We start from the raw sequence: 20218 nt of genomic DNA on the forward strand, positions 1-20218 counted from the left end.
TGCAAATCCAACTTAGAGAGGTGGTGAAAACCACATGCAGGTTAGTGTTCGTGATAACAACGTCGATCAGGCGCTCCGTGCTCTGAAGAAAAAACTTCAGCGCGAAGGTGTGTTTCGTGAGATGAAGCTCAAGCAACATTTCGAAAAGCCATCCGTGCGTAAAGCACGCGAAAAGGCCGAAGCAATCCGCCGTCAGCGCAAGTTGGCTCGGAAAAAGCTCCAGCGCGAAGGTATGCTGTAAGCAAACCCAATCGACGTAACGATCTTAGAACCCCCGTAGTTTTCTGCGGGGGTTTTTGCTTTTTCGTTAACAAATCCTGACGTTACCGTGCGGGCGAATGAATTAAAATTCCGCTCAACGCCCGCTGTACATAATACGTTTCGCGCGCGAAACATCGCACGTCCGGCTTCATTTCGCCAAAACAACTCCGGGGGTTTGGGGGCTGGCCCCCAATATCGGCTTGTTTGGGGGCTGGCCACCAATGTCGCGACGCTTACAGTCGTCGCAATCTTTACTTCTTAAACGGTGCCATCCCAGCCCGCGCCAATTCATCGGCGCGTTCGTTTTCAGGATGACCTGCGTGGCCCTTGACCCATTCCCACGTCACTTGATGCCGCGCTTGTGCCGAATCAAGCCGTTTCCACAGTTCGACATTCTTCACAGGTTTTTTCGCTGCATTCACCCAGCCGCGTTTTTTCCAGCCGTGAATCCACGAGGTGATTCCGTCTTTCACGTAAGAGCTATCAGTCACGACCGTTACAACCGTTGCACGTTCCAACGCCTCTAACGCCGAAATCGCGGCCATCAATTCCATCTGGTTGTTCGTCGTTAACAACTGACCGCCGTTTAATGCGCGTTCTTTCAGAATCGTGTCGCCGTCTTTTGCGATCAGGATCGCACCCCAGCCACCGGGGCCGGGATTTCCGGAACAAGCACCGTCGGTGTAGGCAAAAAGATCGGGCATATCAGTCCTTTCGGGCACGGATCACGACCCAAGGGTCAACGCTTCCCGCTAGCCCGACACCTTCACCTTCGTCAACCGCGAGAATGGAAAAACCGGCATCGTTGAGCAGGCCTGATAGTTCGGGAATCGTCACGTAGGTATACATGCGGCCAATGCCGTCGCGCGTCTCTGCGGTGCCGGTTTTCATGCCGATGCTTAGGACGCCTTGGGGGACCAATGCAGTAGCAACGGCGTCCAAGTGGCGGGGCAAATCGGTGCGCGGTGCGTGCAGCAGCGAAAAATTCGCCCAGACGCCTGCGTATTCACCCACCATGTTGACCTCGTCGAAGGTCATGACGCGGGCGTTGATGTCGTAGGTTTCATTGGCGAGCATCACCATACCTGCCGAGGCGTCTATCGGGTCTGGCCGAAAGTAGGCATCGCGCAGATGTGCTGACGATGTGGCGGGGCCGCAGCCTAGATCGAGCACCCGCCCGCCGTCAGGTAACAGCCGCATGAATGCGACGAGTTGCGGGTCGGGGGCTTGGTTGTTTAGTAGTTTGGCGTAGTCGGCCGCTTTGGTATCGTAGACCGAGATTGTTTCGCGATCGACCATGTATATTGACCTCTTGGCAGGTTTTAAGCGGTTTCGCGCAGGACGCGGGGGACTTTAAATTCGACGTTCTCGACTGCCGTTTCGACCATTTCGACGGTCACGTCATAGCGGTTTTTAAAAGCATCAATCACTTCGTTAATTAAAACTTCAGGCGCTGATGCTCCTGCGGTGATTCCCATTGATGTGATTCCATCCAATGCGCGCCAGTCGATGTCCGTCGCCCGTTGCACAAGCTGCGCATAGTCGCAGCCAGCGCGTGCGCCGACTTCGACCAAGCGGCGTGAATTAGATGAATTTGGCGCACCGACCACAAGCATCGCGTCGCATTTGGGTGCCATGGCTTTCACGGCTTCTTGGCGGTTGGTGGTGGCGTAGCAGATGTCTTCTTTGTGGGGGCCGATGATCGCGGGAAAGCGGGCGTGCAGCGCTGCCACAATGTCTTTGGTGTCATCCACGGACAGGGTGGTCTGCGTCACAAAAGCCAGCTTTTGTGGGTCGCGTGGTGTCACGGTGGCGACGTCTGCGACGGTCTCGACCAACAGCACTTCGCCGTCGGGCAGTTGGCCCATGGTGCCGACTGTTTCGGGGTGGCCCTCGTGGCCGATCATGATCATCTGCAAACCGTTGTCCGCGTGACGCTGGGCCTCGATGTGGACCTTGGAGACAAGCGGGCAGGTGGCATCAACATAGATCATTTCGCGTTTAGCGGCGGCGGCGGGCACGGCTTTGGGTACGCCATGCGCGGAAAAGATCACGGGCCGATCATCAGGGCATTCATGTAATTCTTCGACAAAAACAGCGCCTTTGTCGCGCAAACCGTCAACGACGAATTTGTTATGCACGATTTCGTGGCGCACATAGACGGGCGCGCCCCATTTTTCCAAAGCCATTTCAACAATCTTAATGGCGCGATCGACGCCAGCACAGAACCCGCGTGGGGCTGCAAGGTAGAGGGTGAGGGGGGGCTTGGTCATGGCTGTCTCCGGTCTGGTAGGACAGAGTTATGCGCTTGTCAGGCTCGCGTCCAGTCAACGCGGTGTTGCGCAGCCAAGCGGGCGGCTGCGCAATGAGTTGTTAAGGCGAAATGAAGCCTGTTACGCGTCAACCGTATCGGTAGACGTCTCTTCGACCCGTGGTTCACGGGTTGGCCGACCGATGACGTCGCGCAATTCATCCAATTCGATGAAGTTATCGCACTGGCGGCGCAATTCGTCTGCAATCATCGGGGGCTGGCTGCGGATCGTGGAAACCACGGAAACACGCACACCTTTGCGTTGCAGTGCTTCGACGAGCGGGCGGAAATCGCCATCGCCGGAGAACAGAACAACGTGATCAACGTGTGGTGCGAGTTCCATGGCATCGACCGTGAGTTCGATATCCATGTTCCCTTTGACCTTACGGCGGCCCATGCTGTCGGTATATTCTTTGGCTGGTTTGGTAACCATCGAGAAGCCGTTATAATTCAGCCAATCGACCAATGGCCGAATCGGTGAGTACTCATCGTTTTCCAACAACGCAGTGTAGTAGAACGCCCGAAGCAATTTGCCGCGACGCATAAATTCCGTGCGAAGCAATTTGTAATCGATGTCAAAACCAAGGGACTTGGCGGCTGCGTAGAGGTTGGAACCATCGATGAAGAGCGCAAGACGCTCGTCACGATAAAACATGAAATAGTCCTTTCAAAATACAAAGCTTGCACATTCCGTGAGTGTGAGTGGTAATTGCGTCCAAGCTATCTAACAAAGTAAGGGTAATGCTGTGGTCTCGCAAGTCCAGCGCCGGACGGGTTTTCATCACGACGTCGTGCTTGCCTTGGGCGCGAATCAAACGTCAAACCTTGGAAAACCAGAGGAAATCGTCATTTTTGCCATCCAGAACCTATCCGATAGGTTAGGTGCGCCTATCCGTAAAAGTTCTTTGTACCAAACACCCGCGTTTCCGGTAGGCGCGGGTCCTGATTTTGTAAATGCAGCGGTTGCGTTTCAGACGGACAAGGCCGCTGCCGACGTTTTGGCCATATGTCATGAGATCGAAGAACTGGCGGGCCGTACCCGCGAGGTGCGCTGGGGGCCGCGGACCTTAGACATTGATTTGATTGCATTTGGTGATCAAATCCTGCCAGATTTGGCGGTTCACCAACACTGGCGTGACCTACCAATTGAGGATCAAACCACGCAAACGCCAGCAGAATTGATCGTTCCGCACCCGCGCGTGCAGGACCGTGCGTTTGTCTTGATCCCGATGATGGATGTGGCCCCGCACTGGCGTCACCCCGTTCTGGGGCTTACGACGGCTGAAATGCTGGATGCGCGGTCTCTTGCCGAAAAAGCTGAAATTCACCGGCTGGATGCAGCGTGAATCTGCTTGTCAATTCTAATTCGACCGCCTATGGACGGGACTTCCTAGGAATCCACTTGTTGATTGGAGTACGCTCATGGCTCGCGTAACCGTAGAAGATTGCGTCGATAAAGTCCCGAACCGGTTCGAACTGGTGATGTTGGCAGCACATCGTGCCCGCGAAATCGCAGCTGGTTCCCCGATCACTGTGGGACGTGACAACGACAAAAACCCTGTCGTTTCGTTGCGCGAGATCGCCGACGAAACACAGACCGCTGATGATCTGCGCGAGCGCATGATTGAAGCGAACCAGACACAGATCGAAGTTGATGAGCCGGAAGAGGACAGCATGTCCTTGCTCATGGGCGCCGAGGCAGACAAACCTGCTGAGGACGATATGTCTGAAGAGAAACTGCTGCGTGCTCTTATGGAAGCGCAGGGTCAACGCTAAAGCGGGACCAACGAATAAAGGCGCAGGACGAGATGACGACTGCTGACGATCTGATCGCTCTGGTCCGCGCCTACAACCCTCGTTCGAATGAACAGCTTTTGCGCGACGCTTATGCGTTTGGCGACGAAATGCACGAGGGTCAGTTCCGCCATTCCGGCGAAAAGTATTTCACACATCCAGTGGCCGTCGCGGTGATCCTTGCTGAACAGCAGATGGATGACGCGACGCTTGTAACGGCATTGCTACACGACACGATTGAGGACACGAAGGCGTCGTTTTCTGAGGTCGAAAAACGGTTTACCCGGGAGATTGCAGAGCTGGTGGATGGGGTCACGAAGCTGACGAACCTGCAGCTGAATTCGCGTGAAACCAAGCAGGCCGAGAATTTCCGCAAGTTATTTATGGCCACGTCCCGCGATTTGCGGGTGACGTTGGTCAAGCTGGCCGACCGGCTGCATAACATGCGCACGATCAAGTCGATGCGCCCCGACAAGCAGGCCCAAAAGGCCCGCGAAACCATGGAAATCTTTGCCCCGCTTGCTGGTCGCATGGGGATGCAGTGGATGCGCGAAGAATTGGAAGACCTCGCGTTTCGTGTGCTGAACCCTGAGGGGCGCAATTCGATTATTCGCCGTTTCATCACGTTGCAGCGTGAGACGGGCGATGTGGTTCAAAAAATCACCGCCGATATGCGTGTCGAGTTGGAAAAGGCCGGGATCACCGCAGAGGTCATGGGCCGCGCGAAGAAGCCCTATTCGATCTGGCGCAAGATGCAGGAAAAAGACCTGACGTTCTCGCGTTTGTCTGACATTTATGGCTTCCGCGTTTTGACGGCGACTGAGGCGGATTGCTACCGCGTTTTAGGGATTATCCACCAACGCTGGCGGGCGGTGCCGGGGCGGTTCAAGGACTACATCAGCCAGCCGAAAACCAACGGATACCGGTCCATTCACACCACGGTTTCGGGTCGTGACGGCAAACGCGTTGAGGTCCAGATCCGCACGCGCGAGATGCACGAAGTGGCGGAAACGGGCGTGGCTGCACATTGGTCATATCGCAATGGCGAACGCGTCGAGAACCGCTTTGCCGTTGATCCGGTTGAGTGGATCAACAAGCTGACAGAACGTCTGGATCAAGAACAGGGCCACGAGGAATTTCTCGAAGCGGTAAAGCTTGAGATGTATCAGGACCAAGTGTTCTGTTTCACGCCCAAGGGCGACGTCATCAAACTGCCGCGCGGCGCGACGCCAATTGATTTCGCATATGCGATCCACACGCGAATCGGCTCTGCGATTGTGGGGGCAAAGGTTGATGGGTTGCGGGTGCCGCTGTGGACGCGCCTGAAAAACGGCCAATCGGTCGAGGCGATCACGGCTGAAGGGCAGACACCGCAAGCGACTTGGATCGATATTGCCGTGACGGGCCGCGCGAAAACGGCGATCAGGCGGGCGCTAAAAGAAGAAGATCGTGATCGCTTTATCAAGCTTGGTAGCGAATTGGCCCGTGTGGCGTTTGAAAATGTGGGTAAAAAATCCACGGATAAGGCGCTGGCGACGGCGGCCAAGGCGCTTGCCATTGATGGCGTAAACGAATTGCTGGCCCAGTTGGGCAGTGCAGAGATCACGGGCCGCTACGTTGTGGCTGCGATTTATCCAAAGCTGATCGAAAAAGACGGCGAAAAGATTGCGGCGAACAGGGCAGTTGTGGGCCTTGCGCCGAACCAGCAACATCAACGCGCACGCTGTTGTCAGCCAGTGCCGGGCGAGCGGATCATGGGGATCACGTATCGCGGCGAAGGCGTGATTGTGCACGCGATGGATTGCGACGCGCTGGTTGATTTCGAAGAACAACCCGAGCGCTGGATCGATCTGCAATGGCAAGACGGCGTGCATGACGCTGTCCATTCCGTGACGTTTGATCTAACGATTACGAACGATGCCGGCGTTTTGGGTCGGATCTGCACACTGATCGGTGAGCAGACTGCGAATATTTCGGACCTTAAATTTATCGAAAGAAAGCCTGATTATTACCGTCTTATGATTGATATTGATGTGCGTGACGCAGAACATTTTCATAGGGTTCAAACGGCCCTTGAAGCTGATAGCAACGTGTCGTCAATTGCCCGACATCGTGATCCGGGTCTGGCGAATGCAGGACGCAGCGGGACCTGAGAGGACGCAAGTTGGTTTTTAAGCGCAGGGATAGACGTCCAGTCTGGCAAGTGATTGCCGACTTTTTCTATCCACGCGGTGGATGGACGCGCGCTGCCCATTACGTAAAGCACCGCGTGCGCCGATTGCCTGACACACCCGAAAAGATTTCGCGCGGCGTTTGGGCTGGTGTTTTTACCGCGTTTACCCCGTTTTACGGCCTGCATTTCGTGGTGGCGTTTCTGCTGGCACGGCTGATGCGTGGTAACGTTTTGGCCGCCCTGATGGGGACGTTCTTTGGCAACCCGCTAACCTATGTGCCGATTGGCGTCGCCGCGTTAAGCACTGGACATTGGTTGCTTGGCACACGTCCGGTAGATGGCGTTCATACGTCGATTGGTGCGAAATTCGGGCGCGCCTTTAACGAGTTATGGCACAACGTCGTCGCGATTTTCACGCCTGCGCGGGCGGATTGGCACGGGCTTGGCATTTTCTACAACGAAGTGTTTTACCCCTATTTGATCGGCGGGCTGATTCCCGGCGTGATTTCTGCGACGCTGTGTTACTATTTGTCTGTGCCCTTGATTTCTGCCTACCAAAAACGCCGCCAAAAGGTGCTGCGTGCAAAATTGGCATCGTTACAAAAGAAAACTGGGCAAATGGGTGACGACGGGCCAACGTCGCAATAAATCTGGTGAGCAAAGGATGGGCGTGATGACGGCTTCGAAACTTCGGCTTGGTGTGAATATTGATCACGTGGCAACCGTGCGTAATGCGCGTGGTGGTGCGACGCCCGATCCGGTGCGGGCCGCGTTGATCGCGCAAGAGGCGGGTGCCGATGGGATCACCGCGCACCTGCGCGAAGATCGGCGGCATATCCGTGACGCTGACATGACCGCGATTGCACAGGCGATTGATATTCCATTGAACTTCGAGATGGGTGCGACGGCAGAGATGCAAAAAATTGCACTCGCCACGAAACCCCATGCCGTGTGTTTGGTGCCTGAACGCCGCGAAGAACGCACGACCGAAGGTGGGCTGGATGTGGCGGGCGACGAGGCACGCTTGGCTGCGTTTATCGTCCCGTTCAAGGAAATCGGTACGCGGATTTCAATGTTTATCGGGCCGGATGAGGCGCAAGTCGCCGCCTCTGCGCGCATCGGTGCTGACATTATCGAGCTGCATTGCGGGCTGTATTGCGACCTGCATGACGCGGGCCGTTTCGAGGAACGTGATATTGAGTTGGCCAAGCTGACGGCGATGGCGACCTATGCCCACGGCTTGGGATTAGAGGTTCACGCGGGACATGGTTTATCGTTTGATAACGTCGCGCCGATTGCCGTGCTGTCCGAAGTTGTCGAATTGAACATTGGTCATTTCATCATCGGCGAGGCGATTTTCACGGGCCTTGGCCCTGCGATCAAAGAAATGCGGCGCGTGATGGATGCGGCGCGTGCGGGTAGCGCGTGATCCGCTAACGGAGGTAAAGTTCATGAAATCGGTCATATGCCTGTCATTTTTCGCGCTTTGCGCTACGCCGCTTGCCGCCCAAACCGTGAGCGATTGCGACTGGCTGGCCAGCGCGTGGAACCTGATCGAGCCTTGGGAAAAGCACACCAAGACGTTTTCGGACGGCGCCGTGCGGCTTGCGTTACTGGACACGGTCGAACCGGGGGCGGCACCGTTGCATCTGTTGGTGTTGTCGCCGCCATATAACGAGCTGGGCGAACGGCAGTGCAAAACAATTGGTGTCGCGGCGGGCATCGGGTTCGGTGGAATCAACTGGGACGCGCTGGCGGCGGATTACGATCCGGCCGTGGGGCTGGTTTTCGAGGTGCCTGTCAGCCGCAATGATCCGAATACCGGCACATTTCCAACCAGCCTTTTGTCATTCACGCTGAACCAAGCCACGGGCGAAATCGATCCGGTGCTCTTGGCGGTCGACGAATGATACTTGGGATTGGGACCGATCTGGCGAATATCGAACGGATTCAAGGAACGCTGGATCGTTTTGGCGACAGGTTCAAAAACCGCGTTTTCACCGATACGGAACAAGCAAAGGCAGAGAGGCGACGCGATACTGCCGGGACTTATGCAAAACGTTGGGCTGCAAAAGAAGCGTGCTCAAAGGCGCTCGGCACGGGCCTTGCCATGGGAATCGCGTGGAAGGATATGTCGGTCACGAACCTGCCGACGGGCCAGCCTGTGATGCATGTGACAGGGTGGGCCAAGGACCGCTTGGATCAGATGACGCCAGCGGGGCATGTGGCAATTATTCACGTTACATTAACCGACGATCACCCTTGGGCGCAGGCCTTTGTCGTGATCGAGGCCAACCCCCTTTGAAATAAAGGCTGTTTTGTGCCGCAAGCGGGCCTGCATCGCTTGACACAAGGCCCCACCGGACGCATGTAGCCATGCAACCAACCAAAGGATCACCCCCATGTCCGAAGAAGCCGGATTTTTCGCCAGCGTCAAAGAGACTGTGAAAACAGTTGTCTACGCATTGCTGATTGCGGGCCTGTTTCGGACCATCTTTTTTCAGCCGTTCTGGATCCCGTCAGGGTCGATGAAAGACACCCTGCTGATCGGGGATTTCCTGTTTGTGAACAAAATGGCTTACGGCTATTCCTACGCATCCTGCCCGTCGATCCGGATTCCTGCGATTGGCGTCGACATTGGCGCGGACGATTTCTGCGGGGCATTTGAGGGTTCAAACGAGCGTCTGTTTGGCTCTGATCCCGAACGCGGCGACGTTGTTGTGTTCCGTCATCCTGTGACGGGTGCCGACTATATCAAACGATTGATCGGCGAACCGGGCGACCGGATTCAGATGATTGATGGCGTGTTGCAGATTAATGACGAGGCTGTTGTTCTTGAAGACGGCGACGTCTTTGAAGAAGTGATGGAATACCAAGGTCCACAAGGGCTGCGCCCGCGCTGCGAAAACGGCGCTGTTGGTCAAGGTGCAATCTGCGAAAAGTCACGTCAGTACGAAACGCTGCCCGGCGGCACGCGCCATTCGATCCTGAATATCGACGATCAATTCTCGGACAACACGGGTGTGTTTACTGTCCCAGAAGATCATTTCTTTTTCATGGGTGATAACCGTGATAACTCGACTGACAGCCGTGTTGCGCAAGAAGCACGTGGCGTTGGATTTGTGCCGCGCTCGGATATCGTTGGTCGTGCGGATCGGGTGATGTTCTCGTCTGCTGGTCGGTCAATGTTGGCATTCTGGACGTGGCGGAGTGACCGTTTCTTTAAGGCGATTGAATGAAGCTATCTGCGGAACTTGCTGCATTTTCGAAACGGATCGGCCATAATTTTGGTGATACGTCGCTTCTGATACGCGCGGTGACACATTCTTCGATGATGTCTGCGCATCGCGACGACAACCAACGGCTGGAATTCTTGGGCGATCGGGTGCTTGGTCTTGTGATGTCCGACGCCTTGCTCAAGGCGGACACTGGTGCCTCTGAAGGGCTGCTTGCCCCGCGCTACAACGCATTGGTACGCCGCGAAGCCTGCGCTGATGTGGCCCGCGAGATCGACCTAGGGGCTGTGCTGAAACTCGGTCGCTCTGAGATGAAATCAGGCGGGCGCCGCAAAGAGGCGTTGCTGGCCGATGCCATGGAAGCGGTGATCGCTGCCGTGTTCTTGGACGCAGGTTTTGAAGTGGCGCAAAAGATGGTCGTGGCCCTGTGGGGCGCACGGATCCACAATGTCGCCGACGACGCCCGCGACGCGAAAACCGCACTGCAAGAATGGGCGCAAGCCCGTGCAGAGCCACCACCCGCTTATGTCGAGGTCGCGCGCACCGGCCCCGATCACCAACCTATTTTCACGATCGAGGCCCGGCTGTTCTCTGGTGCCACAGAAAAAGCCACTGCCGGATCAAAACGCCAAGCTGAACAGGCTGCGGCGACCGCATTATTGAAGAAAGTCAGTTCATGACAACACCAACCAAAGCCGGATTTGTGGCGCTGATCGGCGAACCAAACGCAGGTAAATCCACGCTTTTGAACCGCATGGTCGGCGCAAAGGTATCCATCGTCACCCACAAAGTGCAAACCACACGCGCACGTATCCGCGGCATCGCCATCGCTGGCGAATCTGGTGAATCGCAGCTGGTTTTTGTGGACACGCCAGGCTTGTTCAAACCACGCCGCCGCTTGGACCGTGCCATGGTCGCTGCTGCATGGAGCGGGGCAGGGGACGCCGATATCGTGGTTCTGATGATCGAAGCACATCGCGGTATTTCCGAAGGCGTCAAAGCGATTTTGGAGAAATTGAACGAGCGGACAGGCAAGGCGAAGGTCGCGCTTGCGATCAACAAGATCGATAAAGTTAAAACCGAAGCATTGTTGGCGCTGACCAGCGAAATGAACGAACGTTTCGCATTTGCGGAAACCTTCATGATTTCTGCGGAACGTGGACACGGCACCAAGGCGTTGAAAACGTGGTTGGCCGAGCAGGTTCCATCCGGCCCTTGGCTGTACCCCGAAGACCAGATCGCGGATTCGCCAATGCGCAATATCGCAGCAGAGATCACACGCGAGAAACTGACGCTGCGGTTGCACCAAGAATTGCCATACGAGCTGACAGTCGAGACCGAAAATTGGGAAGAACGCCCTGATGGTTCTGCCCGCATTGATCAGATCGTCTACGTGGCACGCGATGGCCACAAAGGTATCGTGCTTGGCAAAAAAGGCGAGACAGCCAAGGCTGTGAACACCGCCGCGCGGCTAGAACTCGAAGAATTCCTCGGACGTCGTGTCCACCTGTTTGTGCAAATCAAAGTGCGCAAAAACTGGTTGGAAGAAAAAGAGCGCTACTCTGAAATGGGTCTCGAATTTAAAGACGGCAATAAATGAGATTAAGGGCTGACATCTGGGTGTCGGCCTATCTCACACGGCTGCGGCTGTCTGAAATCCCCGCGTTTGTAGTCCAAAAAGGCGACGCAACTGCGGGTGCCTTGCTGATCAAGTTGAACACGTTGAACGGGCAGGCGTGCTGCTATCAACGCAGCTTTGACTTGATGACGGGCGACCGGAAATGGGTTGTCCTGACCGAAGGTGCGGACTGCGATGTCGAGGCATCAGTCGCCAAACAATGCAGCTTTGATCCAGACCTTTGGGTGATCGAGGTCGAAGATAAACTGGGGCGTCACCTGTTGGATGAACCCGGGTTAGAATGAGTTGTTAAGGCGAAATGAAGGGAGCCGTGCCGGGTTTCTTTGACTTCTTCTAAATCCCCGCCGGAGGCTCACACGGTTTCTTCCCTTTTCAACGCTTATGATTACCACCAGATTAACCACATGATCACTTGGACCGACGAAGCCGCATTGCTGGCCACCCGCCCCTTTGGGGAAACTTCGGTGATCATCGAGGTATTCTCCGAATTGCACGGTCGTCATGCTGGCGTCGTGCGTGGCGGAATCAGTCGCAAGGTTGCTCCGATATTGCAACCGGGTGCGCAACTGGCAGTGACGTGGAAGGCGCGGTTAGATCAACATCTGGGGTCGTTTACGGTGGAACCTGTGCGCAGTCGTGCGGCTGCTGCGATGGGTGATCGATTGTCGCTTGCTGGCTTGAATGCCGTGTGTGGGATGTTGGCGATGGTGCTGCCAGAACGGGAGGCACATGCGCCATTGTATCGCCGCACAATTGGATTGCTTGATCTGCTGGGACAAGTTGACGTTTGGCCATTGGCTTATTTGCGGTGGGAGCAAGCATTGCTTGAAGAGATGGGGTTCGGCATGGACCTGTCCGCTTGTGCGGTGCGTGGCGTGAACGAGGACTTGGCCTTTGTGTCGCCCAAATCGGGTAAAGCTGTCAGTCGTGATGCAGCGGGCGAATGGGCGGATCGATTGCTGCTATTGCCACCCGTGTTAGCGGGCAAGGGCGATGCGTCGGCGTCTGAGATCGTCAAAGCCTTGGTGACGACCGGATATTTTATCGAGCATCGATTGATCAAAGGGCTCGGTGACCGCCCCATGCCAGCCGCGCGCGCCCGATTGTTAGAGGCGATTGGCCGGTATGGGACGTGATGCCAAGCTGCATTAACCCAATAGGCGGCGGGCGATGACTTGGGCTTGGATTTCTGCGGCACCTTCAAAGATGTTCAGGATACGAGCGTCGCACAGGATGCGGCTGACCTTGTATTCTAGCGCGAAACCGTTGCCTCCGTGGATTTGTAGCGCGTTGTCCGCACAGGCCCATGCCACCCGCGCACCCAGTAGTTTTGCCATGCCTGCCTCTAAGTCACAGCGACGGTCAGCATCTTTTTCGGCGGCAGAAAAGTAGGTTAACTGACGCGCGATCATGATTTCGACGGCCATCATGGCGAGTTTGCCGGATACCCGTGGAAAGTCGATCAGCGCCTTGCTAAATTGTTTGCGGTCTTGTGCATATTGCATCCCGACGTCCAAGGCGGATTGTGCAACGCCGATGGCGCGGGCTGCTGTTTGGATGCGGGCGGATTCGAACGTTTGCATCAACTGTTTGAAACCGTTGCCTGTTTCGCCGCCCAACAGGTTCTCGCCTTTTACGGCAAAGCCGTCGAACGCAAGCTCATATTCTTTCATGCCACGGTAGCCGAGAACTTCGATCTCGCCGCCAGTCATGCCGGGTGTCGGGAATGGCTCGTCCACCGTGCCGGGTGTTTTTTCGGCGAGGAACATCGACAGACCTTTGTAGTTGGTCGTGTCGGGGTCGGTCCGTGCAAGCAGTGTCATGATCTGCGTGCGGGCCGCGTGGGTGATCCACGTTTTGTTGCCTGTGATTTCCCAGTCATCGCCCTTTTTCGTCGCGCGGGTGCGCAACGATCCCAGGTCGGAGCCCGTGTTTGGTTCTGTGAACACCGCTGTTGGCAGGGTTTCGGCACTGGCCAATCGCGGTAGCCACTTTTGTTTCTGCTCTTCCGTGCCGCCGCAGAGGATCAATTCGGCAGCAATTTCGGAGCGCGTACCAAGTGACCCTACGCCGATATACCCACGCGAGAGTTCTTCGGACACAACGCACATCGATGATTTCGATAGTCCAAAGCCGCCGTATTCCTCGGGGATCGTCAGGCCAAAGACGCCCATTTCGGCCAGTTCGTTGATGACTTCGATTGGGATCAATTCGTCTTTGAGGTGCCAGTCATGCGCAAAGGGCTCGACCTTCTCGACAGCATAGCGGCGAAATTGCTCGCGGATCATTTCGAGTTCTTCATCAAGGCCGGATGCCCCGACTGTCACATTGGCCGAATGTTCCTGCATCAAATCCACAAGGCGGGTGCGGGCAGACTGCGTGTTCGCACGGCGCATCAGCGCAGCAACCGCATCGGTCACAAACGCGGCCTGATCGGTGGCACCAACGCCCATGTCATTCAGGCGGACCATTTCGCCTTGGTTCATTTGGATGCCGCCATGGATCTGCGACAGGTATTCGCCAAAGGCGATCTGGTGGATCAATTGCTCAATCTCGCCGAATTTACCATCCGCGACCAACCGGTCGGCCCACGCCTGCATTTGCCGCAGGGATTGGTCATATGTCGCAAGCCAAGCAAAGCCATGCGCGGCGGTTTGGTGCGTTTCGATCAGTGCGCCCGAAATCCGGTCGCCGTCGGTGGTCAGCGCGGTCACGCTGGATTTTGCGGCGGCAACGATGGTCGCGACGGCGGGCAAGGATGCGGCAGTCAGAGCCAATAGTTCGGGCAGGATCGGTGTGACGGTCTCTGTCATGTGTTGTCCATCATGGGCCATGTGCGACTCTCCTGTTTATGCAGGTGCAGAGATAATACGTTTGCAGTCGCAGCGCAATAATCAATCTCAAATGGCGGTGTATTTGAACGAAAGTGTCGCGTTCGTTTTTGGGTGCGAGCGCTGAAAGGGCACGCTAAGAGACTGTATGGAATTGATTCTTGGCATAACGATACCGCTTGATGCGACCGCTTTGGCCTTTGCCTTGGCCGTTGGATTTATCGCAGGATTGGTCAAAGGGGTCGTGGGCTTTGGGATGCCGATGATCCTGATTTCCGGCCTGTCCAGCGTCGTGTCGCCGGAACTTGCGCTGGCTGGATTGATCTTGCCGACCTTGGCGACCAACGGCATCCAAGCGTTACGGCAGGGCTGGTCCGCTGCATGGGCCTCGACACGGCGATTCCAGCTATTTCTGATCGCTGGCTTCATATCGCTGATGATCGCCGCGCAGTTTGTGCGTGTCTTGCCGCAGTCGGTGATGTTCCTGATTATCGGCACACCGATTATCGTCTTTGTCGTGGTCCAGTTGACGGGTAGGGAATTGCGCCTGCCTGCCGCGTCACAGCGGATCGAAGTCGGCGTCGGGTTGTTCGCGGGGTTTATGGGTGGTTTGTCTGGGATTTGGGGGCCACCGACGGTCGCATATTTGACCGCGACGAACACGCCCAAAGCTGACCAAATGCGGGTGCAGGGCGTGATTTACGGGTTGGGTGCAGTCGCGCTGACCTTTGCGCATATCCAATCTGGTGTATTCCGCTGGGAAACTGCACCGCTGTCTGTCGTTATGATATTTCCTTCGTTGATCGGCATGGCGATTGGCGATGCTGTGCAGTCGCGGATCGACCAAGTGATGTTCCGCAAGGCGACTTTGTGGGTGCTGCTGATCGTCGGTCTGAACCTCGTGCGGCGCGGATTTCTTTAGGAAAACAAGTCCACGTAGCCGCAGATTTCCGCAAGCTCGGGAACCTGCTCGGCGGGTAGGACTTCGAACGTTGTCCGGTATAGAGTTTCGCCGTTTGACGATGCTTCGATCTGCCAGATGCCGGGCAAGAGTTCGTAATCAAAATCGAATTGGTAGAACGTCAGCGAAGGGTCTGTGCCACGGATCGTCGATGGAAATGTCTGCACCGTTTGCCCTGACGCGCCCATTGGTGGGTGTGTCACGGTCATTTTCACGCCTTCGATCCCGTCTAGATCGGCGGCTTGCGATTTGATCCCGAATCCGATGCCTAGCACGGCTGGCACGCGACGGGTGGCAGCGACAAAGGGCGGTTCTTCGTTGATGACATGCGTTGTGCCTGCGACGGTGCCGGGGGCGAGCCTTTCGCCAAGGCTAACGGGTGCGCAGATCACGCCAGCTTGCAAGGTGGCGATGGCGGGCGCGGTCAAATCGGGCAGCGGCGCTTGGGCAAAGGCTGCGATTGGCGCGATCAAGAGGCAGGCGAGGACGTGTTTCATGGCCAAGATGTAGCCTATGTTCAGACGTTCAGCCAAGCATTGATCCAGTAAGGTTTCGGTAATCGGCAGGGATCGGTCATTGATACCCACGAAAAAGGGCCAGACGCGTGGCCTGACCCTGATTGATCGTCTGCATATCCTGCGCAGTTTTAGCCGATAGCGGCTGCTTTGACGTCCGCGTCGATGTACGGCACGTATTTTTCAAAGTTATCGCTGAACATGCCGACAAGTTTTGTGGCCTGCGCGTCGTATGCGTCTTTGTCGGCCCATGTGTCGCGTGGGTTGAGCAAGGTTGCGTCAACACCGTCGCATGTCATTGGTACTTCAAAGCCAAAGTTGGCGTCTTTGCGGAATTGGTTTTCGACCAGTGATCCGTCAAGGGCGGCGGCGAGCAAGGCGCGTGTCGCTTTGATCGGCATCCGTGAGCCGGTGCCGTAAGCGCCGCCAGTCCAGCCTGTGTTGACCAACCAGCACGTCGCACCATGTGTTGCGATCTTTTGTTGCAGCAGTTTGCCGTAAGCTTCTGGGCGACGTGGCATGAATGGCGCGCCGAAGCAGGTCGAGAATGTTGGCTCTGGCTCTGTCACGCCGCGCTCTGTGCCGGCAACTTTGGATGTGAAACCGGACAAGAAGTGGTACATCGCTTGTGCTGGTGTCAGGCGTGAAATCGGAGGCAGGACGCCGAACGCATCACATGTTAGCATGATGATGTTTTTCGGGTGGCCACCAAGTGCCGTTTCAGATGCGTTGCCGATGTAGTTCAGCGGGTAAGCGCAGCGCATGTTTGCGGTCAGGCTGTCGTCGTTGAAATCCAGCTCTTTGGTCTCTGGATCGAACACCATGTTCTCGATAACCGTGTGCGGCATAGAACATGTGGCGTAGATTTCTGGCTCTGCTTCGGGATCAAGGCCGATGGTCTTGGCGTAGCAGCCGCCTTCAAAGTTGAATGTACCACGATCAGACCAGCCATGTTCGTCATCTCCGATCAACACGCGGGTTGGATCAGCGGACAGCGTGGTTTTGCCCGTGCCGGACAAGCCAAAGAAGACAGCCGTATCAACAGGGTTATTCGGCGCATGGTTGGCAGAGCAGTGCATCGGCATGATGCCTTTTTCTGGCAACAGGTAGTTCAGCAGTGTAAAGACGGATTTCTTGTTCTCGCCCGCGTATTCTGTACCGCCGATCAAGATGACCTTCTTTTCAAAGTTCAGCGCGATCACCGTTTCAGAACGGCAACCATGCTTTTCGGGGTCCGCTTTGAATGTCGGGCAGTTGATGATCGTGAAATCAGGCGCGAATGTCGCAAGTTCTGACGCTTCAGGGCGACGCAGCAGGTGGCGGATGAACAGCGCATGCCAGCTCAACTCGGTTATCACGCGCACGTCGAGACGGTGAGCGGGGTCGGCGCCGCCGAACAAATCCTGCACGTCAACACGGCCACCTTTCATGTGCTCCAGCATATCAGCGTAAAGCACATCAAATTTGGCAACATCCATCGGCGGGTTATTTTCCCACCAGATCGTGTCTTCAACAGACGGCGTGCGGACAACAAATTTGTCTTTCGGGGACCGACCTGTGTGCTTGCCAGTTGTGACAAGAAACGTCCCGCCTTGGCCTTCGACACCTTCGCCTGCGGCGATAGCGGCGGCCTGTAGGTCAGCCTCGTTGCGGTTGTAATACACATAACCCAGCCCAGTGATGCCTTGATCTTCAAGTTTCATCTGCGGGTTGACCGTACCTTGGTCCATGGGTTCGCTCCTTTTGGCGTTCAGGGTCATCTTGACCTAAAACTGTCATAACAGTGGATTATGCTTGGACTAGCCCCCTTGCGCTAACGTTAGCGCTACCAATTTTATGTTAGCGCAAGCACATTGCTGTTAGCGCTAACCTTCGCTCGGAGGTTAATCAGACCGTAACCGGAATTGAGGCAAATAAGGCACGACTTTGTCACTGATTCGTTGAATGGCTTGATTCGTTGGGTCAAACAGGTGAAAGATTCCTGACAGAAGTGGGCAAAACCAACAAATAGAGCAGTAAGGGGCAAATCCCAATGTCAAGAATCGCCTTGGTCGATGATGACCGTAATATCCTGACCTCCGTCTCGATGACGCTCGAAGCTGAAGGCTTTGAAGTTGAGACATACAACGACGGTCAATCCGCACTGGATGGATTTAACAAGCGTATGCCAGATATGGCTGTGCTGGATATCAAAATGCCACGCATGGACGGGATGGATCTACTCCAACGTCTGCGTCAGAAAACATCGATGCCGGTCATTTTCCTAACCTCCAAAGACGACGAAATCGACGAAGTTCTTGGCCTGCGTATGGGTGCGGATGACTACGTTAAGAAACCATTCTCGCAGCGTCTGTTGGTTGCACGTATTCGCGCGTTGTTGCGTCGTCAGGATGCAATTTCCGGCGAAGAAGTCGAGGAAACCGAAGACACCAAAGTCATGGTGCGCGGCGAATTGTCGATGGACCCGCTACGTCACGCGGTAACATGGAAGGGCCAAGACGTGTCCCTGACAGTGACCGAATTCCTGCTGCTGCAAGCACTCGCACAGCGTCCTGGTTTCGTGAAATCACGCGATCAGTTGATGGATGTAGCCTACGACGATCAGGTTTACGTGGATGACCGGACAATCGACAGCCACATCAAACGCCTGCGGAAAAAGATGCGCAACACCGATGATACGTTCTCAGCGATTGAGACGCTCTACGGTATCGGGTATCGTTACAACGAAGAATAAAGTTGTCCGTTATGACTGCGACTACCCATGAGATTGATGTCAGAGATTTAGAGTCCGTGCGCCGCGCCGCGCGGGCCCCTGATCTTGTGATTGGTGATGATTGGGTAGCACCACAAGCCATTGGCGAAAACGAATTGTCAGAACGGCGCCGTTCGCGTGGGCTTTTGACATTGCTGCGCAGCTCTCCGATTGCACGCAAGATTATCACGATCAATTTGATCGCGGTGATGATGCTGATTGCAGGGATTCTATACCTAAATTCCTCACGCGATAGTTTGATCTTCCAGCGGGTGAATAGCCTTGTGAAAGAGGCCGAACTTGTCGCGGACGTCCTAGAAGCGAACCTGCCTGATACGGGATCGGTTGATCTGACAACATCTGCGGGCACCAGCATGATTGCTGGCCTGTCGAAGGTCACATTACGCGACCGCAGTCAGGTGATGGTGTTTGACACGACCGCGAAATTCATCGCTGCCGCCGAAGGCACTGGCGATATCGCCGATACGCGCGGTCTAAACGATATTTCCGGCGATACCGTGATTTTGGACGCGCTGTCCTTTGTTTGGGATCGCATGTCCGGTTTTCTGGGCACGACTGTAAAGCCAGCCAGCACCAATGCGGAGTTGGTTCAATTTACCAGTCAGCAAGTCGCTGGCGCGTTGGCGTCCGGCACCCAGTTTCATTCTTTTGGCGCTGAAGGCAGCACGACCTTTATCGTCACAACCCCGCTTTTCCTGAATGGCCAACCGATAGGCGTCGCCGCACTCGCGTCTGCTGCGGGTGAAATCGACCGTCTGGTTGCGCAAGAGCACGAGCAGGTCTTGAGGTTGTTCATCGTTGGTATCGCGATTTCGATTGGGCTAAGCCTTGTTCTGGCGTCTACGATCGCGAACCCCTTGGCAGATCTGGCCACAGCTGCCGAACTGGGGCGTGACAAGAACGCGCGTAAAATGTCGCCTACAAAAATTCGCATTCCGGACCTCACTGCCCGCCCTGACGAGATCGGTCGCCTGTCGGGTGCGCTGCGCGGTATGGTCGAAGCCTTGTACGAACGTATCGAAGGCAATGAACAATTTGCGGCTGATGTGGCCCACGAGATCAAAAACCCACTTGCGTCACTCCGGTCCGCTGTTGGCACAATGCGCGTAGCAAAACGTGAAGATCAGCGCGAGAAAATGCTAGAGATTATCGAGCATGATGTGCGCCGCTTGGACCGTTTGGTCAGTGATATTTCGAATGCGTCCCGTCTGGATAGCGAACTGGTCAAGGAAGAAGAAGAAACCTTTGACCTGCTGCATATGCTCGGAAATTTGAACGAATTTCTTGGCAAAGAGGCCGAGGCGAAGGGCATTGATTATATCGACGATCTGCCAACGCAACCGATCATGGTGCAGGGTCTCGAAGGGCGTCTGGCGCAGGTGTTTGTGAACCTGATTACCAACGCGATTTCGTTCTGCGAAGACGGCGATGCGATCCGTGTTTGGGCGCGGCGTCGTGAAAACCGCATCTTGGTTGTCGTCGAAGACACCGGACCGGGTATCCCGAACGAAGCCATCCACAAAGTATTCCAACGGTTTTATTCGGAACGTCCCGAGGGGCAGTTCGGCAATAACTCTGGTCTCGGTCTTGCGATTTCCAAGCAGATCGTCGAGGCGCATGGCGGTGTGATCTGGGCCGAAAATATCCGCCCAACCGAGGCTGATTTGACGTCCGAACCACTGGGTGCGCGTTTTGTTGTGGGCCTGCCTGTCTAGCAAAAAAGG

At 55.6% G+C, this 20218-nt stretch carries 23 protein-coding genes; 16 read left to right on the top strand and 7 right to left on the bottom strand.

The features are described 5' to 3' along the window. The first annotated feature begins 34 nt into the window (after positions 1 to 34). Positions 35 to 241, top strand: a complete 207-nt coding sequence (rpsU, locus tag FHS72_RS01315) for a 30S ribosomal protein S21 (protein ID WP_100367708.1) — start codon at positions 35 to 37, stop codon at positions 239 to 241. A 271-nt stretch (positions 242 to 512) separates the two neighbouring features. Here rpsU and rnhA read toward each other — a convergent pair whose 3' ends face one another. The 4 genes from rnhA to FHS72_RS01335 form a co-directional block, all read right to left on the bottom strand. Then, positions 513 to 965: a ribonuclease HI gene (gene rnhA, locus FHS72_RS01320; protein ID WP_183524380.1), complete on the bottom strand. Its 453-nt coding sequence runs from the start codon at positions 963 to 965 to the stop codon at positions 513 to 515. Between the two features lies 1 nt (position 966). Continuing rightward, positions 967 to 1560 (bottom strand): class I SAM-dependent DNA methyltransferase, encoded by a 594-nt coding sequence (locus tag FHS72_RS01325; protein WP_183524383.1) that lies wholly within the window; start codon positions 1558 to 1560, stop codon positions 967 to 969. 23 nt (positions 1561 to 1583) lie between these two features. Then, a complete protein-coding gene (gene ispH / locus FHS72_RS01330; protein ID WP_183524386.1) occupies positions 1584 to 2534 on the bottom strand; it encodes a 4-hydroxy-3-methylbut-2-enyl diphosphate reductase in 951 nt (316 codons plus the stop codon). A 120-nt stretch (positions 2535 to 2654) separates the two neighbouring features. Continuing rightward, positions 2655 to 3227, bottom strand: coding sequence for a LabA-like NYN domain-containing protein (locus FHS72_RS01335; RefSeq protein ID WP_183524389.1), 573 nt, complete (start codon positions 3225 to 3227; stop codon positions 2655 to 2657). Positions 3228 to 3318: 91 nt separating this feature from the next. Here FHS72_RS01335 and folK point away from each other — a divergent pair, with 91 nt between their 5' ends. From folK to recO, 12 genes are all read left to right on the top strand, one after another. Continuing rightward, entirely contained in the window at positions 3319 to 3918 is a 600-nt protein-coding gene (gene folK / locus FHS72_RS01340; RefSeq protein WP_183524392.1) for a 2-amino-4-hydroxy-6-hydroxymethyldihydropteridine diphosphokinase, read from the top strand. Positions 3919 to 3994: 76 nt separating this feature from the next. Beyond that, the gene (gene rpoZ / locus FHS72_RS01345) at positions 3995 to 4348 is read left to right on the top strand and encodes a DNA-directed RNA polymerase subunit omega (protein ID WP_183524396.1); all 354 of its coding nucleotides are present in this window, start codon (positions 3995 to 3997) and stop codon (positions 4346 to 4348) included. A gap of 32 nt (positions 4349 to 4380) precedes the next feature. Further along, positions 4381 to 6519: a RelA/SpoT family protein gene (locus FHS72_RS01350; protein WP_183524399.1), complete on the top strand. Its 2139-nt coding sequence runs from the start codon at positions 4381 to 4383 to the stop codon at positions 6517 to 6519. A gap of 11 nt (positions 6520 to 6530) precedes the next feature. After that, positions 6531 to 7187 (top strand): DUF2062 domain-containing protein, encoded by a 657-nt coding sequence (locus FHS72_RS01355; RefSeq protein WP_183524402.1) that lies wholly within the window; start codon positions 6531 to 6533, stop codon positions 7185 to 7187. 25 nt (positions 7188 to 7212) lie between these two features. Further along, complete coding sequence (locus FHS72_RS01360; RefSeq protein ID WP_183524405.1) at positions 7213 to 7968, top strand: pyridoxine 5'-phosphate synthase; 756 nt, start codon at positions 7213 to 7215, stop codon at positions 7966 to 7968. 22 nt (positions 7969 to 7990) lie between these two features. Then, the gene (locus tag FHS72_RS01365; RefSeq protein ID WP_183524409.1) at positions 7991 to 8449 is read left to right on the top strand and encodes a hypothetical protein; all 459 of its coding nucleotides are present in this window, start codon (positions 7991 to 7993) and stop codon (positions 8447 to 8449) included. Continuing rightward, entirely contained in the window at positions 8446 to 8844 is a 399-nt protein-coding gene (acpS, locus tag FHS72_RS01370) for a holo-ACP synthase (RefSeq protein ID WP_183524412.1), read from the top strand. The genes FHS72_RS01365 and acpS overlap by 4 nt, the downstream gene beginning before the upstream one ends. A 97-nt stretch (positions 8845 to 8941) precedes the next feature. Next, entirely contained in the window at positions 8942 to 9778 is an 837-nt protein-coding gene (gene lepB / locus FHS72_RS01375; RefSeq protein ID WP_183524415.1) for a signal peptidase I, read from the top strand. Further along, positions 9775 to 10455 carry a ribonuclease III gene (rnc, locus tag FHS72_RS01380; RefSeq protein WP_183524418.1) on the top strand — a complete coding sequence of 227 codons (681 nt, stop codon included), beginning with the start codon at positions 9775 to 9777 and terminating at the stop codon, positions 10453 to 10455. Before lepB ends, rnc begins: the two co-directional genes overlap by 4 nt. Beyond that, entirely contained in the window at positions 10452 to 11375 is a 924-nt protein-coding gene (era, locus tag FHS72_RS01385; protein ID WP_183524421.1) for a GTPase Era, read from the top strand. The genes rnc and era overlap by 4 nt, the downstream gene beginning before the upstream one ends. Next, entirely contained in the window at positions 11372 to 11698 is a 327-nt protein-coding gene (locus FHS72_RS01390) for a DUF1491 family protein (protein ID WP_183524424.1), read from the top strand. Before era ends, FHS72_RS01390 begins: the two co-directional genes overlap by 4 nt. A 120-nt stretch (positions 11699 to 11818) precedes the next feature. Next, entirely contained in the window at positions 11819 to 12550 is a 732-nt protein-coding gene (gene recO, locus FHS72_RS01395) for a DNA repair protein RecO (protein ID WP_183524427.1), read from the top strand. A 12-nt stretch (positions 12551 to 12562) separates the two neighbouring features. Here the strand turns inward: recO and FHS72_RS01400 are convergent, their stop codons facing one another. Further along, positions 12563 to 14248 (bottom strand): acyl-CoA dehydrogenase family protein, encoded by a 1686-nt coding sequence (locus FHS72_RS01400; RefSeq protein ID WP_183524430.1) that lies wholly within the window; start codon positions 14246 to 14248, stop codon positions 12563 to 12565. Positions 14249 to 14393: 145 nt separating this feature from the next. Between FHS72_RS01400 and FHS72_RS01405 the strand changes: the two genes are divergently transcribed. Further along, positions 14394 to 15167, top strand: coding sequence for a sulfite exporter TauE/SafE family protein (locus FHS72_RS01405; protein WP_183524432.1), 774 nt, complete (start codon positions 14394 to 14396; stop codon positions 15165 to 15167). Here the strand turns inward: FHS72_RS01405 and FHS72_RS01410 are convergent. Together FHS72_RS01410 and FHS72_RS01415 are read right to left on the bottom strand one after the other, a co-directional pair. Next, positions 15164 to 15793: a DUF3859 domain-containing protein gene (locus FHS72_RS01410; RefSeq protein WP_343042625.1), complete on the bottom strand. Its 630-nt coding sequence runs from the start codon at positions 15791 to 15793 to the stop codon at positions 15164 to 15166. The two genes, FHS72_RS01405 and FHS72_RS01410, sit on opposite strands and share 4 nt — an antisense overlap. Before the next feature lie 59 nt (positions 15794 to 15852). Further along, positions 15853 to 17451, bottom strand: coding sequence for a phosphoenolpyruvate carboxykinase (locus tag FHS72_RS01415; protein WP_183524435.1), 1599 nt, complete (start codon positions 17449 to 17451; stop codon positions 15853 to 15855). A 302-nt stretch (positions 17452 to 17753) separates the two neighbouring features. On the opposite strand from FHS72_RS01415, the gene FHS72_RS01420 reads away from it, so the two are divergent. Both FHS72_RS01420 and FHS72_RS01425 read left to right on the top strand, forming a co-directional pair. Next, complete coding sequence (locus FHS72_RS01420) at positions 17754 to 18455, top strand: response regulator transcription factor (protein ID WP_183524438.1); 702 nt, start codon at positions 17754 to 17756, stop codon at positions 18453 to 18455. A gap of 11 nt (positions 18456 to 18466) precedes the next feature. Next, the gene (locus FHS72_RS01425) at positions 18467 to 20209 is read left to right on the top strand and encodes a sensor histidine kinase (protein ID WP_183524441.1); all 1743 of its coding nucleotides are present in this window, start codon (positions 18467 to 18469) and stop codon (positions 20207 to 20209) included. Positions 20210 to 20218: the final 9 nt, after the last annotated feature.

This window comes from Yoonia ponticola, from assembly GCF_014199395.1.
Classification (GTDB): Bacteria; Pseudomonadota; Alphaproteobacteria; order Rhodobacterales; family Rhodobacteraceae; genus Yoonia; species Yoonia ponticola.

Bases quoted from the DNA above. Each gene is read 5' to 3' on its own strand.
- FHS72_RS01360 (WP_183524405.1), top strand. From the start codon at position 7,213: ATGACGGCTTCGAAACTTCGGCTTGGTGTGAATATTGATCACGTGGCA.
- rpoZ (WP_183524396.1), top strand. From the start codon at position 3,995: ATGGCTCGCGTAACCGTAGAAGATTGCGTCGATAAAGTCCCGAACCGG.
- FHS72_RS01350 (WP_183524399.1), top strand. From the start codon at position 4,381: ATGACGACTGCTGACGATCTGATCGCTCTGGTCCGCGCCTACAACCCT.
- lepB (WP_183524415.1), top strand. From the start codon at position 8,942: ATGTCCGAAGAAGCCGGATTTTTCGCCAGCGTCAAAGAGACTGTGAAA.
- era (WP_183524421.1), top strand. From the start codon at position 10,452: ATGACAACACCAACCAAAGCCGGATTTGTGGCGCTGATCGGCGAACCA.
- recO (WP_183524427.1), top strand. From the start codon at position 11,819: ATGATCACTTGGACCGACGAAGCCGCATTGCTGGCCACCCGCCCCTTT.
- rnc (WP_183524418.1), top strand. From the start codon at position 9,775: ATGAAGCTATCTGCGGAACTTGCTGCATTTTCGAAACGGATCGGCCAT.
- FHS72_RS01420 (WP_183524438.1), top strand. From the start codon at position 17,754: ATGTCAAGAATCGCCTTGGTCGATGATGACCGTAATATCCTGACCTCC.
- rpsU (WP_100367708.1), top strand. From the start codon at position 35: ATGCAGGTTAGTGTTCGTGATAACAACGTCGATCAGGCGCTCCGTGCT.
- acpS (WP_183524412.1), top strand. From the start codon at position 8,446: ATGATACTTGGGATTGGGACCGATCTGGCGAATATCGAACGGATTCAA.
- FHS72_RS01425 (WP_183524441.1), top strand. From the start codon at position 18,467: ATGACTGCGACTACCCATGAGATTGATGTCAGAGATTTAGAGTCCGTG.
- ispH (WP_183524386.1), bottom strand. From the start codon at position 2,534: ATGACCAAGCCCCCCCTCACCCTCTACCTTGCAGCCCCACGCGGGTTC.
- FHS72_RS01390 (WP_183524424.1), top strand. From the start codon at position 11,372: ATGAGATTAAGGGCTGACATCTGGGTGTCGGCCTATCTCACACGGCTG.
- FHS72_RS01325 (WP_183524383.1), bottom strand. From the start codon at position 1,560: ATGGTCGATCGCGAAACAATCTCGGTCTACGATACCAAAGCGGCCGAC.
- FHS72_RS01400 (WP_183524430.1), bottom strand. From the start codon at position 14,248: ATGGCCCATGATGGACAACACATGACAGAGACCGTCACACCGATCCTG.
- FHS72_RS01335 (WP_183524389.1), bottom strand. From the start codon at position 3,227: ATGTTTTATCGTGACGAGCGTCTTGCGCTCTTCATCGATGGTTCCAAC.
- FHS72_RS01415 (WP_183524435.1), bottom strand. From the start codon at position 17,451: ATGGACCAAGGTACGGTCAACCCGCAGATGAAACTTGAAGATCAAGGC.
- FHS72_RS01405 (WP_183524432.1), top strand. From the start codon at position 14,394: ATGGAATTGATTCTTGGCATAACGATACCGCTTGATGCGACCGCTTTG.
- rnhA (WP_183524380.1), bottom strand. From the start codon at position 965: ATGCCCGATCTTTTTGCCTACACCGACGGTGCTTGTTCCGGAAATCCC.
- FHS72_RS01365 (WP_183524409.1), top strand. From the start codon at position 7,991: ATGAAATCGGTCATATGCCTGTCATTTTTCGCGCTTTGCGCTACGCCG.